We start from the raw sequence: 17,421 nt of genomic DNA on the forward strand, positions 1-17,421 counted from the left end.
GAGCTTCTACTCAAGGCCTTGCGGCCATTGCTTAGTTGCCGAGGACGATGCCGATACCAGCGCGAACGATGGTGCTATTGCCGCCCGAAGTGGACACGCCAAGGTTGTAGTTGATCGTGCCCTTCTCGTTCCAGCGGGACACGCCCAGACCAATAGCCTGGTAACCACGGTAGTTGGCAACACCCGCGTTCAGCGTGGTACGGCCTGGCAGGTACGGCGTGACGATGTTCAGCGCCGATGCCGATGCAATACCCTTGGCTGCACTACGATCAACGTTGTTGATCGACTGCTGCATGCCACCCATCGCGTTATTCAACTGACCAAGGTTGACCGCGTCGGTCGCCTGCGTACCGGCTGCGACGTTGGTAATCGTGCGCTCGTTACCGGCAGTACCCACCGACACCGTGTTGTCACGATCAGCCACCGAGTTCGAACCCAGTGCGACAGCATTGTTTGCCGTAGCCGACGAATTGTCGCCGAGCGCGACCGAGTGGTTACCCGGGGTCTTCGTGTCCTTGCCGATTGCAATTGCTGCCTCGCCCGATGCAACCGCACCGTTACCGATCGCGATCGCATCTGTACCCGACGACACCGCAGCCGTACCACCGGAGGCCGGGGTATTGATGTTGATGTAGGTCGTGTCACCCGCACCGCCGCCAGCAAGGTTATTTACCTGGCTTTGGAGGCTCGAGAACTGCGAGTAGTTGACCGCATCGGTCGCATTCGCACCCGCTGCAATGTTCGTCAGCACCACCGGCGTCGTTGAATCCACACCGCCGAGCGTTACCTTGCTCCTGGTTGCGTCATCGTAGGCCACGCCGTTCGCCGTGCCGCCACCGCTACCGGCATGGTCAGCAACATACGACTTCATTTGGCCGAAGTTGACAGCGTCCAGCGCATCCGTAGCGTCAGCAACGTTCTTCAACTGAACCGGCGTACCGACGTTGCCGAAGGTAACCGTGTTCTTGCTGGCGTTGTCGTAGGCGACGAACGCGTTCGTCACGTTGCCCGAAGTGTCGACGTTCAAACCAGCGTCCTTCAATTGCTTGAGGTTCACTGCCTGGTCGTCAGCCTTGGCGTCGGCCACGTTTGCCACCGTCACCGGCGTGCCATTGTTGCCAAGCGTCAGCTTGTCGTGCACCGACGTGTCGTACACCACACCGTCCGGCGAACCGGTCGTCGACTTCGCGTCCAACGCGGCCAATGCTGCGCCAACGCCGTTGTACGTGTTGCCGCTCACCGAGTAGGTCGGCGTCGACACCTTGCCGTCCGAACCCACCTTCGCGTTGCCACCAAGTGCTGTTGCCACGCTGTTCGCCGTACCGTACAGCTGCGAACCGTTGATCGCGTCCTTGCTGTTCGTCGTGACCTGGCCTGCCGCTATGTTGGTCAGCGTGACCGGATCATGGCCCGTGCCGCCAAACGTGACTTTGGCCTTCAATGCATCGTCATAAGCAACGAATGCACCCGTCACATTGCCGCTGCTGTCGATGTTCGCGCCCATCGCCTTCAACTGCTGCACGTTCACCGCATCGTTGTTCGCCTTGCCGTCCGCAACGTTCGCCACCGTCACCGGCGGCGTCGCGGTAGTGCCGCCCAGCGTGATCTTGCTCTTCAGCGAGTCGTCATACGTCACGCCGAGTGTCGAACCGCTGCCAGCCTTTGCATCAACTGCCGCGAGTGCTGCGCCCACGTCGCTGTACGTATTGCTGTCCAGCACGTAGGCCGGCTTCGTGACCGTGCCAGTCGAACTCACGCTGGAACCACCGCCCAGCGCAGCTGCAACGCTGTTCACCGTGTTGTAAAGCTGCGTGCCGTTGACCGCGTCCGTGCTGCTCGACGTGATCTGGCCTGCCGCCACGTTCGTCAGCGCGACCGCCGGAGATGCGCTCGAACCGCCGAGCGTCACCTTGGTGCGCAAAGACGTGTCGTAGGCAACCGCGTTAGGCGTACCACCACCCGAACCACCCGACGAAGCGATAGCGTCATTCAGCTGCTTGACGTTCACTGCATCGGTGGCTGCTGTACCCGCTGCAACGTTGACGATCTGACGTTGGGCGGAACTGCTGCCCACCGAGATCGAGTTGTCGCGATCGGTAACGGAACCCGCACCAAGCGCCACGGAACCAATGTTGGTAGCGGTGGCACCTGCACCCAGCGCCATCGAATTTGTCGCCGCACTCGTCACGGTGGCTTTGCTACCGAGCGCAATAGAGCTTGCGGCATTCGCCTTCGTCGACGACCCGATTGCCAATGTGTCGGCATTCTGGGCTTTAGCCGAATAACCGATTGCTACCGCATTGGTGGCTGTGTTATTGGTCGTCGCATCTGCGCCAATCACTGTGGTGTTCAAGGCCAGAGCAGCCGCACCCGAGCCGACAGCCGTCGAACCATCGAGAGAGGTGCCCGCACTAGCACCGATAGCTACCGAGCCGATGCCCATGCCCGTCGCGCCAGGACCAATCGCCATGGCATCCACGGATTCATCCGTAGTTGTCGATGCACCAGCCGTGGTATTCGGGCTCACAGCGATAAAGCTGGTCACCGGTGTGGAGCCCAGCAGCATCGATCTCACGCCGCTCGACTGCTGCGCAAGCTGCGCCTGCAACTTATCCAGTTGACCGACCGTTGCGGCGTCGGTAGCAAGCTTACCATCGGCCACGTTCATGATGCGACGTTCACCGTCTTCCCAGCCGACCGAAATCGTGTTGTCTTCGGTGGTCACCGAATTCACACCGAGCGCCACTGAGCCCGCGTTGATGGCACGTGCGCCCGAACCGAATGCCAACGCACCCGCCTTGCTTGCGTACGACCCGCCACCGATCGCCACGGCCTCGCTGCCAGACGCGATCGCCGCATTCGATGCCGACACCACCTTGATGTACTTCGTGGTTTGGGTGATGTTGTTATTGATCGAGCTGACGGCACCATCAATGCCCACAAGGGCTGCGCCTACATCGGCGTACGTCCCGTTGCTAAGCTTGTAGCTCGGATTCGTGACCGTGCCAGTCGGGCTCACGCTTGAACCGCCGCCCAGTGCGGCCGCCACGCTGTTTGCCGTGCTGTACAGTTGCGAACCATTCACGGCGTCACTGCTAGTCGAGGCGACCGCGCCGTTAGCAAGGTTCGTCAACGTCACCGCTGGAGGCGTACCCGTGCCGGTGCCGCCCAGCGTTATCTTGAGGTGGGACGACGAGTCATACTGCACCGAGTTAGCCGAGGCCGTGCTGGAAGCCGAGGTCACGGCCGCTTGCAACTGGCTCACGTTCACTGCGTCAGTTGCTGCAGAACCAGCCGCCACGTTCGTCAAGCGGCGCTCGTTGCCAACCGAACCCACCGACACTTCGCCTACCGGCGTCGTACCAGACAGCGTACCGCTTGCCGACAGGTAAGCCGCACCGTTCAGATTAGCCGTCGTCGTCGACTTAGCACCCAGCGCCACCGAGTTGTTCGCGCTCGCGTTAGCGTTGCCGCCAATAGCCACAGCATTCGTACCCGTTGCCGAAGAATCAGCCAGCGTCGAATTGGCGTGGAAATACTTGATGCCGCCGCCATTGGTGATGTTGTTCACCGTATTGCTGACGTTCGCCACGTTCTGGTTCGTCTGGAACAGCTGCGTACCATTGACCGCTTCCGTGCTGGTCAACGACAACTCGCCAGCCGTCAGGCCCAAGATTTTCGTCGAGCCGCTTGCACCCTTCAGCTTGATCGTGTTCTTCGTCGTGTCGTCATACGCGACAAAAGCGTTCGTCATGCTGCCGCTGCTGTCGACGTTTGCGCCCATTGCCTGCAGCTGGCCCAAGTTCACCGCGTCCGTGGATTGCGTGCCTGCCGCCAGGTCAGTGATCAGGCGCGAACCCACATCGACCGAGTTGGGGCGGGTGGCCATCGAGTTCGCACCCAGCGCTACCGAGTTAGTACCCGTCGCCTTGGCGTTGCCGCCGATAGCCACTGCGTCCGTACCCGTTGCCGACGAATCGGCGAGCGTCGAATTGACGTGGAAGTACTTGACGCCGGCGTTACCATTGGTGATGTTGTTCACGATGTTCGTGATATTCGACACGCCACCGGCGACGTTCGCCACGTTCTGGTTCGTCTGGTACAGCTGCGTACCGTTGACCGCTTCCGTGCTGGTCAACGACAACTCGCCAGCCGTAAGCTTCGAGATCTTCGTCGAGCCGCTCGCACCCTTCAGCGCGATCGTGTTCTTCGACGTGTCGTCATATGCAACGAATGCGTTCGTCACGTTACCGCTGCTGTCGACGTTCCCACCCATCGCCTTCAGCTGCGCCACGTTCACTGCATCGTTGTTGGCAACGCCTCCTGCCACGTTTGACAGCGTCACCGCCGGTGCCGAAGTACCTGTGCCGCCCAGCGTCACCTTTTTGTGGTCGGTTGCGTCGTACTGGACCGAATTGGCCGAACCGCCGGCTCCAGTTGCAGCCGCTGCGATAGCCGAGCCAACATCCGTATAAGTCTGACCGCCCACCGTGAAGGCCGGATTCTTGATCGTGCCGTCGGCGTTCACGCCTGCGCCGCCACCGATAATATTCGTCACGCCCTTCAATTGGGTGACGTTCACCGCATCAGTGGCCGCCGTACCGGCCGCCATGTTGACGACCTTGCGTTGGTAAGCGCTTGAACCGACAGACACCGTGCCGTCACGATCGGCAACCGAACTCGCGCCGAGAGCAACGGAGTACTGTCCGGTCGCATTGGCTTTGTAACCCACCGCAATGCCTTGCCCATTCGTGGCCGCTGCCTCGGTACCGATTGCTATCGAATCCGAACCCGTCGCCGACGAATCGGCCCCCGTTGAGTTCACGTGGAAGTACTTGACACCGGCGTTACCATTGGTGATGTTGTTCACGATGTTCGTGATATTCGACACGCCACCGGCGACGTTCGCCACGTTCTGGTTCGTCTGGTACAGCTGCGTACCGTTGACCGCTTCCGTGCTGGTCAACGACAGCTCGCCAGCCGTAAGCTTCGAGATCTTCGTCGAGCCGCTCACGCCCTTCAGCGCGATCGTGTTCTTCGACGTGTCGTCATATGCAACGAATGCGTTCGTCACGTTACCGCTGCTGTCGACGTTCCCACCCATCGCCTTCAGCTGCGCCACGTTCACTGCATCGTTGTTGGCCACGCCTCCTGCCACGTTTGACAGCGTCACCGCTGGTGCCGAAGTACCCGTGCCGCCCAGCGTCACCTTTTTGTGGTCGGTTGCGTCGTACTGGACCGAATTGGCCGAACCGCCGGCTCCAGTTGCAGCCGCTGCGATAGCCGAGCCTACGTCGTTGTATGTCTTGCCACCGATCGCATAGGACGGCTTCGTGATCGAGCCATCAGCGCCGTTCACGCCTGCGCCGCCGCCAAGTGCAGACGTCAAGCCAGTCAACTGGCTGACGTTCACAGCGTCGGTGGCTCCCGTACCAGCTGCAACGCTGGTGATCTGACGTTGCGCGGAGCTGTTGCCCACCGAAATCGAATTGGGGCGATCTGTTGCCGAACCTGCACCAAGTGCAACTGAACTAGCATGGGTAGCACTCGCGCCCGCACCCAGAGCCATCGAATTTGTCGCCAAAGGTGCCACGCCGGCTTTGCTGCCGAGCGCAATGGAGCTTACGCCATTCGCTAGCGCCGACGATCCGATCGCCAATGTGTCGGTATTCTGGGCTTTCGCCTTATAACCAATTGCTACCGCATTGTTGGCATTGTTGGTGGTCGTTGCACTTGCGCCAATCACTGTGGTGTTCAAGGCCAGAGCAGCCGCACCCGAGCCGACAGCCGTCGAGCCATCGAGAGAGGTGCCCGCACTAGCACCGATAGCTACCGAGCCGATGCCCATGCCCGTCGCGCCAGGACCAATCGCCATGGCATCGAGGGCGTTATCCGTAGTTGTCGTCGCACCTGGCGTGGTGTTCGTGCTCACAGCGATAAAGCTGGTCACCGGTGTGGAGCCCAGCAGCATCGATCTCACGCCACTCGACTGCTGCGCAAGTTGCGCCTGCACCTTGTCCAGTTGACCGACCGTTGCGGCGTCGGTAGCAAGCTTACCATCGGCCACGTTCATGATGCGACGCTCACCGTCTTCCGAGCCGACCGAAATCGTGTTGTCTTCGGTGGTCACCGAGTTTGCGCCAAGCGCGACAGAACCAGCATTGATAGCACGTGCGCCCGAACCGAATGCCAACGCGCTCGCCTTGCTTGCATACGACCCGCCGCCAATCGCCACGGCCTCGCTGCCAGACGCGATCGCCGCATTCGATGCCGAGACCACCTTAATGTACTTGGTGGTATTGGTGACGTTGCCGCTGATCCCGTCGATGGCGCTATTGATTCCACTGAGCGCGGAGCCGACATCGTTGAACGTGCCAGTATTGCCGAGCGCGTAGGTAGGCGCCGTGACAGTACCCGTCGGGCTCACGCTGGTACCGCCACCCAGTGCTGCCGCGACACTGTTTGCCGTCTTGTACAGCTGCGAACCGTTCACCGCGTCCGTGCTGGTCGAGGTGACCGCGCCGTTAGCAAGGTTCGTCAACGTCACCGCCGGAGGCGTACCCGTGCCAGTGCCAGCACCGCCAAGCGTCAGCTTGTTGTGCAGCGACGAGTCATAGATGACCGCGTCAGGCGAACCGCCGCCCGAGATGTTGGCAAGCGCCGTATTCATCTGACGCAGGTTTACCGCGTCAGTGTCTTTCGTACCCGCAGCCAGGTTGACGATCTGACGCTCCGAACCTAATGCTCCCACTGAGACCGAATTGTCACGGTCGGCCAGCGAGTTCGAACCCAGCGCCACCGCGTTGTCTGCGGTCGCGCTGGCAGCGCCGCCGATCGCAACAGACTCCTTACCGTCTGCCAACGCAGTGGTCAGTGACGAATTGGTTCGGAAATACTTGATGCCGTTGTTGAATATGTTCGTCACAGAACTGGCCTGGCCGGCCAACGCCAAATTCGTCGCGTACAACTGGCCACCATTGACCGCGTCAGTACTCGAGAGTCCCGAGATATCGCCAGGTGCTACGTTTTTCAGCTTGACCGCTGGGTTGCCCGCACCGCCGAGCGTCAGGACATTGCGAGCCGATGAGTCGTACGTGACCACGAGTGGTGAGGCCGCGACACCGTTGTTGACGATATTGTTGACGACGTTCGTGAGGTTAGTCACATTGCCGGTCACGTTCGTTACGTTCTGGTTCGTCTGATACAGCTGCGAGCCGTTTACCGCATCTGTGCTCCAAGCCGAAGAGATGTCACCAGCGATGAGATTGGTGATCTTCGTGCCAGCCGAGCCCTTCAGCGTGATCAGCCCCATTCCGGAATCGTTGTACGTCACGGCATTGGGCACATTGCCGCCACCGCCGCCGCCGCCGACGCTTGCAATTGCCGCATTCAGCTGGTTGACGTTGACAGCATCGGTACCCGCCGCCCCTGCCGTTACATTGGTAATCTGCCTGGTGTACTGCCCCTTGCCATCCGACGTCAGATAGCCAACCGACACGCTATCGTTACGGCTTGCAACCGAGTTCGCACCAAGTGCCACTGAGTTGGATACCAACGCGGACGAGTGGGCGCCGTACGCACTAGAATTGCCTCCCGTAGCCAGCGAGTATGGGCCGGAAGCGACCGAGTTGGATCCGGTTGCTCGCGCATCGCTCGACGGGTCGCTCGATGCAGAGCTTGCAGTGAAATATCGCGTACGGTTATAGAGCTGCGAGCCGTTCACCGCGTCCGCGCTCGTCGTAGACAAAGCACCATCGGCCAAGCTGGTGATTTTATTGCCTGTCATGCTGACGGTATTGACCATCGAGATGCCGGCGGCGCCAGCCAGTTCAAGGCGGCCATCGCTGAAGCCACTTACGTGGACATCGCTGCCGAAGCCCAGTCCGCCGTGCGCGTCTCCCGCATTATTCAACGAGAACGACATATTCTGCACGTTGCAAAGCACTGGTGCCTGACCCAATACCCCATAGGAAGTCGCTGTTGTGTCAATCGACCCTTGGCACAGCTGAAGACTGCCGAAGCCTTCGTTCAAGTCTGAGTCCGCTGCAACTGCCATACCCGGTAACATGGCCGCGCCAATCGCCATGGCGATTGGCATAAACGCAGCCTTCAACGGGCTTGCCGGACGGTCTGCCCCAACCCTGCCGGATGAGATCGTACGGGAAGACCCAGTTCCTGTACCGCAGTGCGCCCGGGCAGTTTCGGGCGCAGCCACCCACGTTCGGGATGCGTCATTCCAGACGCTGATATACGACTTATTCATAAAGCACCTAAATAGAGGGCAAGCCCCGTTTGCAGTTCGATTTGAGAAGTCGTGCGCACACGCTCCCCGCAAAAAACTGGCCGGGCACCTTAATGGCTCGAGCCAAATAATTTTCACGCGTCGTAAATCTAACCGCCGGCTCTATCCCTAAAAATCAGGAAGTGCGAAAAGCGCACAGGAATTTTCCGAATGATCGCGAGATAATTCACAGCGAACTGAATCGCCGCGCCCTGTCTGAATCCGCATTGAGTCATCTGCGACTGAAAATTCCAGTTTCCGGTTATACGTCATTGCCTCGGCACAGTTGCAACAGAATCGATTTGTCAGATACATTGCGTAGGAAAACTAACTAAATAAGGATGATCTGTCTTGGCCTGAGTCCCGCGGCATAGCCCCAACTCGCCCCCTCCCACGCACATAGGCATAGCCAGACAGCACGCTCCGTCGCGCACAGATCGTCCAGTCGATCAGCGAACCAAAGCGCTTTCCCTCACGGCTTATGGTACGAATCCCTGTCACTTGATGGACAGCGCGATATAGCGAACTACAACGCAAAGGTTCAGAAATTTCTCACCCCTGCAAAACCACGCCCACTCCTATACTTCGTCCCGGCACTGTTGCTCGTGCGTTTTGGGCAGTGAATTGTTTATTTCTGTTTCTGTTCAAGACAACTAAGCTTGCAAAGCCGTGTCTAGGCAACATTCAATCTTTTGCATTAACTTTTTGAAATAGAGATCATGAAACTTTCTCAAATTCGCCGCAAGAACAAGCAACTCGGTCAAGGCATGACGGAGTACATCATCATCGTCGCCTTGATCGCCGTCTCGGCAATCGGTGTGTACTCGTTGTTCGGCCAGACCCTGCGTAACCAGACGGCCGGTCTTGCAGTGGAAATGTCCGGTCAGAACGCCCAGAGCAACATCACAACTGCGCAAACCAACGCGAACACGGCAACTACGAACGCCAACAAGACGAAGAACATGGGTAAGTATAACGACAGCAACAACGCCAACTAATCTTCTCAGATTAGCGATATCCATCATGAAACGCTCTGCCCGCAAGGGCAGGGCCAGGGTCGCCGGCGCTAGCGGGCAGGCGCTGGTCCCTGCACTTATGTTCCTTCTGGTCGGCAGTATCGGCCTCTACGTGGCGTTCAACTCGTTCCAGATGACGAGCGCCAAGATCAAACTCCAGAACACCGCCGACGCAGCTGCGTATAGCGCTGCCGTGCTGCAGGCGCGCGACTACAATTTCTCCGCCTATACGAACCGGGCGATGGTCGCCAATCAGGTCACTGCGGCACAGATAGTCGCACTGAAATCCTGGATTGACGAACTTGATTCGACCTACAGCACGTCACAACTCGATGACATCGTCAATGGGATCGCGGATCATCCGGATAGATGGAATGCTCCGAAACGTGTCGGCAAAAATGACATCGCACCCGTGCGCGCCGCGCTGGACGCATTGTTGCCGACTGTAGCCGCCGGCATTGGTTCTCTTAACCGGGCGCTGAGCGTTGCGCAGGCCAACTATCACGCAGCGACCTTCAGCGCCGTACCGGACACAGCAGACGCGATCGCGCAGCAGAACCAGCCCGATACGCGCGTCACGGCCGGATACTTCACAAGTCAACGCAACGCAGTGCAACTGGCGGCGTGGTCCTCCTATACGGCCACCGTCACGCCTGCCGGCCGCCTTGGCCCCGATGATTTTGCCGACGTGGCTACCGACGGCAACACCCTTGACGGCTTCGTCAAGAATCGCGACTCCGTTCGCAGTGTCGCGCCGAGCTTCCAGCAATTGAACGACTCAGCCGACAAAATATGCGGTGCAAACAGCACCTTCACGATCAATGTCACGCACGACGGCGGCACCCAGCTACGCAACGACAAAAAGGGCTGGGAGTCCATCGATGCAAGTACAGCACACGTCAATATCTCCTGTATTGGACCGCTCGAGGCCGAAGCAGGCTTCGGCGGAAGTGCCAACGGCAATATCAACAACTACATGACAAACCCGCCATTCGCTGCCTGGCAAGACTGGGCCGGCTACGGCGGCTACTTCAATTTCGGCTATCAGGGAAGCTCGACCCCGGGATGGCAGGTGCCAGACGCCATGGCGGAGCAGTTCAGAATCGGTCCCGGCCCGTCGCTAGACGCGGCTAACGGCGGCTTGCTGCCCTATCAGGAAACGAGTGGTGCTCCACGTGCCAGCCGGGCGCCGCGCATCACAATCGAAGTGACGCGCAACAGCGACACCTTGGTGAAAACCTTGGGGCTGCGAGGCGGTGGACGGATGGCGGTCAACGACAACACTGCCAGCGGCGCAATGCGCGCGCTGTCGAGTGCCAACGCCTACTTCGTGCGTCCTGATGAGACGTCCCTTGGCAACTCAATCGCTGGCCGCTTGCTGCACGCCAACGAGTGGGCACGCGCCGATCACAAAACCGAATACCCGAGCCTGTTCAGCCCGTACTGGCAAGCCGCGCTCGCACCGGTCAGCGACAGCGAACGCGCCGCCGCTCAGGCAAGCCAGATGTCGGCAGCACTTCAGGCCAAAAAGCAATGAAACTAACCGACACAAGAAAGTCCGCGCAGTCCGGTCAGGCGATGGTGGAATTCCTGGTTTCCATGACGCTGGTGATGAGCGTGTTGCTGCTCGGCATCGTGATGCTTGGCAAGTTCAACGACGTCCGCAACCGGACACTAATGGGTTCGCGTTACGTCGCCTGGGAACGTACCGTATGGACGGACAACGATCCCACGAAGAATTTTGGCAGCAATCCCGCTACCACTGAAGGCTGGTCCGGCACTTACGGCAGCGCTGCGCTAGCCGTCAGCAAACCCGACGCCGACATCCGCCACGAAGTCCTACAGCGATTCATGGTTGGCAACAACGCGCCGCTTTCCGGTAACGATCGGACGCAAAGCCAGTTGCCCGCTGCCCAGCCGGCGATGTGGGCCGACTACGGCGGCAAACCACTGCTCCGCTCAGCAAGCGACATCCTTGTCACCACTAGCGCGAGCAACGACCCTTCGAGCAGTCGGACGACTGCCGCCGTTACGCCATTTGGGTCGGTGCAGACGGGTACCGGTGGTCAGTACACGGCACAACTAAGCTTGCCGACGCGAACGCTGCAATCCGGCACCCTCAGCATCTCGATCGCCCAGGACAGTGGTGTGCTCAAGCGGTTGTGGCCTAGAGACGGCGATTTACCTGCCTTTAGCGGCCTGACATTTACGGACACGAACGTGCTGATGACTAACACCTGGGTGCCGGACGGCACGAACAGCGCCAAGGCCGTGTTTAGCGCAGCGGTGCCGGCTGCCAATGTTGTGCTGGTCCAGCCCTACGGATATTTGGGCTTGCAAAAGTACGCGCCCGAGATCTCGTCGCTTCAGTTTGGCCGGATTCGACAAGATGTCGTACCTCCAAACCGTTTAAGTCCATGAGATTCGCTCATTTTCTTGCGCGCGGCGGCTGGCTCGCCAGTGCACTGCTCTCTGGCGCGGCGTTCGCAGGCACCGTCTGCAACAAACAGCCCGTGCAGCCGCAAAGTGTTCAGGCGATCGGGCGCGACATGATCGTGAACGGTGTGCCCACCTCGGTGGTCGGCGTGCAGTTCAATGGAACGCCGAGCGACGTCTCCCAGCAATTCCGCGAATTCTGGACTGGCGAAGGCGTACGGACCAAAAGCCAACGCGAACCGTCTGGACTGCTGCTCAGTGCCTTGGACGATCAATGCCTCTACGTACTCAGCATCCCGGTTCAACCGGAAAGCGACCGTACCCGTGGACTCTTGAGCGTAATCAAACTCGGCAGCGACGAGGTACGCCGTCAGGTGCCGGACTCCGCCGTGCCGTTGCCAGAAGGCGGTAAGACGGTCTCGGATGTCGAAAGCCGCGACCCTGGTCAAGCCGGGCGCACCTGGTTAATCGAAATGCCCGGTGAAGCGCGCTGGAACGCGCTGCGATACCGAAACCGGCTTGCCGCGCAGGGATGGTCAAGCATCGGTCGTCAACCTGACTATCAGTCTGGCGCTGCGCAATCATCCCAAGGGACAGCATTCGTCATGCAGCGCGGCAGGGATAGCGTAGATGCGAGTTTTTCGGATCGCGGCGGAAAAACCGTAGCGGTGGTTAATGCAACAAGGAGTCGTTGAGATGAAACAAGCCGGTCAAATGAAACGTTTGCGGCACTGCGGATCTTCTGCGGCCCGTCGTAACGGGCAACACGGTCAGGCTTATGCCGAATATCTGGTGATCACCGGTGTCATCGCCGCGATGGTGTGGGCAATTTCGTTCGACCCCAGAATGTCCGGCGTCTCATTGGTTCTCGCCTTCAAATCGCTTTTTAGTGCTTACAGCTTTACTCTCTCGCTGCCCTGATCCGCAAGGATCAATATGTCATGCTTAAAAAAATCAATCTTCGCTCGCTTCTTGGAAATTCCTGGGTACTGCTTATCCTTGCCGTTTTGATCGCAGGTGGCCTGACTTTCCTTCTCTACAAATATCTAACCGACCGTGAGAACAAGCTCAAGGCCGACATGGCTGCCCGCCGCGTGAGCTCGGGCATCGAGGTCGTCGTGCCCGCGCAGGATGTGCCGGTCGGCACGCCTCTGTCGAGCAGCGATTTCGTCTCGCGCGAAATCGCTCCCGATCTCGTCTACGACGACATGATCCGCGCCGACAGTTTCCCGCAGTACCGCTCTTCGCGTCTGGTCAAAGCGGTGCGTCGCGGCTTGCCGCTGCGCGCAGGCGATATCGATGCGCTACGCGGACGCGACTTTTCCGACATTCTGCCGGCCGGGCAGCGTGCGGTGACGGTTGAAATCGACACGGTCAACTCGACCGCATTGATGGTCCGTCCAGGTAATCGCGTCGACGTGTATTGGGTTGGCAAGACCTTTAGCCTGGATCACTCCTCCGACGAAACGAAGATGGCACAACTCATCATGCAGAACGTGCTGGTTCTTGCCACTGGGCAGGACATGCGCCCGCGTGACGCCGGAGAGGCCATGGAACATGATCAGGCGAACGCCAACAGTAGCGCGATGAGCAGGCAGGATGGCATGGGTTACACGACAGTGACGCTGCAGGTGCCGGCCGACGACGCTCCGCGCATCGCCCTTGCACAGAAGATCGGCGGACTGCGCATTATTCTGCGCAACGCCGATGACCACGGTGTGGATGTCCCCGTGCTTGTCAAAGAGAGCGACGTGTTTATGGACGTGGGTCGTAAAAAGACTACGGCTTCAGCGTCAGCTGCCACGGTCGAAGTGATCGCCGGCGGTGGCGCGAACAGCACCGTGCTGACTCCACAAGGCGCATCGTCCGGTGGACAAGACACGCCGCCCGCTGCCGCACCCGCCCCTGCCAACGCGGTGCGGCCCACGTCGAGCGCACCTTCGGACACGGCTGTCCGTCGGCCGAGTGTCTACGAGCAGGCCAACGCGATCGCCCAACAACTGCAGAAAGCCGTTGCACCCAGCGCGTCCAAGCAGAACTAAAGTACAGAGCACAGGTTTCACACAATGAAAGTCAATCACAATGCGACGCCGTTGCGTCGCCGGGTCCTGCCGTCCGTTCTCATCGGCATTCTGTCGTGCAATGCCGCGCCCGCCGCATTCGCACAAGTCGCGGCCTCGTCCGTCAATGATGACGCTTCGGCCAGCGCCCGCGTACTCGAAATGTTCCGTGGCGAGGTCCGGATTCTGCATCTGCCCGGCAGCATCAAACGCATTGCAATCGGCAATGGCAAGCTGATTACCGCGAACGTGGTCGACGGCAGCCTGATGCTGCTTGGCGAGCAGGACGGCATGACTTCGCTCGTGGTGTGGAACGAAAAGGGCATTGCGCTCCAAACCACGGTGCGCATTGCGAAGGCCGAAGTGAATGCTTCGTTGGAACAGCTGCGTGCCGTGCTGAAGTCGGTGACGGGGCTGCGCATCGATGCGATCGGGTCGAATATTGTCCTGTCGGGAGTCGTGCATCGCGACATGGTGGCGATCGTCAAATCTGCCACGCAAGACATGAAGAATGTGATCGACACCACCACCGTCGACGAAGGCGACGCACTCAAGAAGACCGTCCACTTCAAGGTGCAGATCATGGAAGTCACACGTAATGGGCAGAAAAACCTTGGCATTGCGTGGGACAGCAGCTTCAAAGGACCGCAGATCGGTGGCGCCGCAAGCGTCGCGACGGGTGCCGCGAAGGCTGTCACGGCAGGGACGAGTTACTTCCTCGCGGGCATAGCCTCCAACATCACGTCGCAGATCAACTTCGCCATCGAGAACGGCGACGCATTCATTCTGGCCGCACCTGAACTGAATACGAAGAGTGGTGGCACCGCGAGTTTCCTTGCGGGCGGCGAAGTTCCGATCCCACAGGCCGGCGCACTCGGTACGACCAACGTCGAGTACAAACCGTACGGCATCAAGCTGAGCATTATTCCCGTCGTCGATGCAAACAACATCATCTCCGCGCATCTTACGACTGAGATCAGCCAAATTGACCCGTCGGTAACGTATGGCGGCATGCCGGGCTTCCTCACCCGCAACACGAGTTCTGATATTTCGATGCGCGCGGGGGAAACGCTCGCCATCTCCGGCCTCGTCAGCGCGGACATCCTCACTGACAGCAACGGTATGCCGTTCCTCGGCCAGATCCCGATCATTGGCCAACTGTTCCGCTCTGACAGCTTCCGAGCGAAGAAAAGCGATCTTGTGATTTTCGTGACGCCGGTGATTTCCGATCCGGAGCTGGCACCCAACACGGAACTGCTGGCGCGCGCCGACAAACTGGATCGAAAGTACCGCAAAGAATACGGCAATCCGAGTCCGGTCATTGCGGATGAAGAGGTAGCGACGGCCACGCCAGTGCCCCGGCAACCAATTGGGACAACGCCAGCAGTCCTTCCTACGCCGATCCGCAGCACGCCGCCGCAAGAGCCGGTTGTAGAGCAAACGCCCGCGTCCGCTCCGGTTCAAGCGCCACTGCAAACGAACAGCGACACGCCGACTCAACTCATGCAAACGAGGCCACCGGCCAGTACGCCGCCGGCCGGTGTCGCGGATGCGCTACTCATGCTGAACGCCGCGCAACGCCCGCCAGCTGCGCCGAACACCCCGGCCAATGTCGTGCCGCCTACCGGCAACGGCAAGGTGCCGCCGCAGGTCGGCGTGCTCGGCAACTCGGGCAACTCGGGCAACTGATCGGACCTCACGGAGAAGTAAGATGCTCAATTTGCAAGTACACACGCGTAACGCACCCGTGCGCGTATTCCAGATCGATCAGGGCTGCACGATTGGCAAGGATGCCAGCTGCGACATCACGGTCAAGGGCATGTTGGTCGGCAAGCTGCAGGCACGCATTGTGAGGGAAAACAACGCGTACTACATCGAAGATCAAGGCGGAATCGCGGCTACGCTCGTCAACGGCTCACCGATCACACGCTACGGCCCGTTGACGGAGGCAGATCAGATCGAGATCGGCACAACGACCTTGAAGATCGCTCGTGCGCTCGCGACGGCGCAGCCCGTGCCGTTGATGTCCCCCCAGGCGACATCCACTGCGGCCCCGTCCACGCAAGCGTCAGAAACCATGTATGCCGACGCTCAGCGCGCACCTGCTGCGGCCGCGCCTGAAGGCTGGCCCAATCCGGCGGCCGCCACAGCACAATCGCATGTGGCAGCCCAACCTGGTATGTCCGACCCGGCCTCCATGGCCCACGCCGCTTCACCCGCTGCCCCGGCGCCCGTGCCACACGAAAGCGGCGCTCATCAAAGTGCGCCTGCTCCGGAGGCGCCACTGCGCATTCAACCCGCACGCACAAAGAAATCGGCAGCACCGTTGCTTCCCGTTGCGCCGATCAACAGTCCCGCCGGGATCGAACTACGCAAGCTCGCGCACATGAAGGTGATCGCGGCGCTCGACTTGCGCCGTCTGAACGTCGCGCGCATGGAGGACGACGAACTGCGCAAGACTGTCAGCTCGGCGCTCGACGAAATCCTGACTCACGACCCTAAGTTCCGCGCCACCGACATTCCGCTTGAAACGCTGAAGAAGAGCGTATTCGATGAAGTCATCGGACTTGGACCACTTGAGGAGTTGATCGCCGATCCGACGGTGTCGGAAATCATGGTCAATTGCCACGATGAAGTGTTCATCGAGCAATTCGGTCAACTGTCCCGCTCGCCCGTCATCTTCACCGACGATCGCGCGGTGCTTGGTGCGATCGAACGGATCGTCGCTCCGATCGGCCGCCGCATCGACGAAAGCTCACCAATGGTCGATGCACGACTTGCCGACGGCTCACGTGTGAATGCCGTGATCCCGCCTCTGGCATTGAAAGGTCCAAGCATCACCATCCGGAAGTTCTCCAGGCGCAAGCTGGTCGGCGAAGACCTGATCAAGTTCGGCTCAATGTCACCGGAGATGCTCGAGTTTCTGCACACCGCAGTCGAACAGGGCGCCAACATCATTATTTCTGGCGGCACCGGCTCAGGCAAGACGACGTTGCTCAATGTCCTGTCAAGCTACATTCCCGATCATGAGCGTATCGTCACTGTCGAAGACGCGGCCGAATTGCAACTGTCGCAGCCAAACCTCGTCTCGCTCGAAGCGCGCCCCGCAAACATGGAAGGCAAAGGCGCCGTACACATCCGCGATCTTGTGAAGAACTGCCTGCGGATGCGCCCAGACCGGATCGTGATCGGCGAATGCCGTGGCGGCGAAGCGCTGGACATGCTGCAGGCAATGAACACCGGCCACGATGGCTCTCTCACCACTGCGCACGCCAACACGCCTCGCGACTGTATCGCACGTCTGGAAGTGATGACACTGATGGCCGGCCTCGACCTGCCGGTCCAGGCGATACGCGAGCAGATCTGCTCCGCAGTCGACATCATCGTGCAGCAATCCCGCTTTTCCTGCGGCTCACGCCGCGTCACACACGTCACGGAAGTGAGTGGGATGGAGTCAGGCGTCATTACGCTGCAAGACGTGTTTATCTTCAAGGAGGAGGGTTTCAGCGAAGAGGGCAAGATTCAGGGCAAGTTCGTGCCAACCGCTTATATTCCGGATTTCTACCAGGAACTGATCCGCAGACGCATCCCGGTGAATACGGAAATTTTCACGCGAGTGGGATGAGAG

Annotated in this window: 9 protein-coding genes; 8 read left to right on the forward strand and 1 reads right to left on the reverse strand. The window is 59.7% G+C overall.

Annotation, left to right across the window (positions count from 1 at the left end; genetic code table 11):
• Window positions 1-31: 31 nt before the first annotated feature.
• Complete coding sequence (locus tag PQR27_RS31895; protein ID WP_408527542.1) at window positions 32-8,263, reverse strand: YadA-like family protein; 8,232 nt, start codon at window positions 8,261-8,263, stop codon at window positions 32-34.
• Window positions 8,264-9,000: 737 nt separating this feature from the next.
• Here PQR27_RS31895 and PQR27_RS31900 point away from each other — a divergent pair.
• The 8 genes from PQR27_RS31900 (at window position 9,001) to PQR27_RS31935 (ending at window position 17,418) form a co-directional block, all read left to right on the forward strand.
• On the forward strand, window positions 9,001-9,279 hold the full coding sequence (locus tag PQR27_RS31900) for a Flp family type IVb pilin (RefSeq protein WP_408527543.1): 279 nt from the start codon (window positions 9,001-9,003) through the stop codon (window positions 9,277-9,279).
• 25 nt (window positions 9,280-9,304) lie between these two features.
• Entirely contained in the window at window positions 9,305-10,834 is a 1,530-nt protein-coding gene (locus PQR27_RS31905; protein ID WP_408527544.1) for a pilus assembly protein TadG-related protein, read from the forward strand.
• Window positions 10,831-11,718 (forward strand): hypothetical protein, encoded by an 888-nt coding sequence (locus tag PQR27_RS31910; protein ID WP_408527545.1) that lies wholly within the window; start codon window positions 10,831-10,833, stop codon window positions 11,716-11,718. The genes PQR27_RS31905 and PQR27_RS31910 overlap by 4 nt, the downstream gene beginning before the upstream one ends.
• A gap of 92 nt (window positions 11,719-11,810) precedes the next feature.
• Entirely contained in the window at window positions 11,811-12,428 is a 618-nt protein-coding gene (locus tag PQR27_RS31915) for a hypothetical protein (RefSeq protein ID WP_408527546.1), read from the forward strand.
• A 1-nt stretch (window position 12,429) separates the two neighbouring features.
• Window positions 12,430-12,654, forward strand: a complete 225-nt coding sequence (locus PQR27_RS31920) for a hypothetical protein (RefSeq protein WP_408527547.1) — start codon at window positions 12,430-12,432, stop codon at window positions 12,652-12,654.
• A 20-nt stretch (window positions 12,655-12,674) separates the two neighbouring features.
• Window positions 12,675-13,775 carry a Flp pilus assembly protein CpaB gene (gene cpaB, locus PQR27_RS31925; RefSeq protein ID WP_408527548.1) on the forward strand — a complete coding sequence of 367 codons (1,101 nt, stop codon included), beginning with the start codon at window positions 12,675-12,677 and terminating at the stop codon, window positions 13,773-13,775.
• Between the two features lie 24 nt (window positions 13,776-13,799).
• The gene (locus PQR27_RS31930) at window positions 13,800-15,482 is read left to right on the forward strand and encodes a type II and III secretion system protein family protein (RefSeq protein WP_408527549.1); all 1,683 of its coding nucleotides are present in this window, start codon (window positions 13,800-13,802) and stop codon (window positions 15,480-15,482) included.
• Between the two features lie 22 nt (window positions 15,483-15,504).
• Entirely contained in the window at window positions 15,505-17,418 is a 1,914-nt protein-coding gene (locus PQR27_RS31935) for a TadA family conjugal transfer-associated ATPase (protein ID WP_408527550.1), read from the forward strand.
• The last annotated feature ends 3 nt before the right edge of the window (window positions 17,419-17,421 follow it).

It is taken from the genome of Paraburkholderia fungorum (assembly GCF_046027215.1).
Lineage (GTDB): Bacteria > Pseudomonadota > Gammaproteobacteria > Burkholderiales > Burkholderiaceae > Paraburkholderia > Paraburkholderia fungorum_D.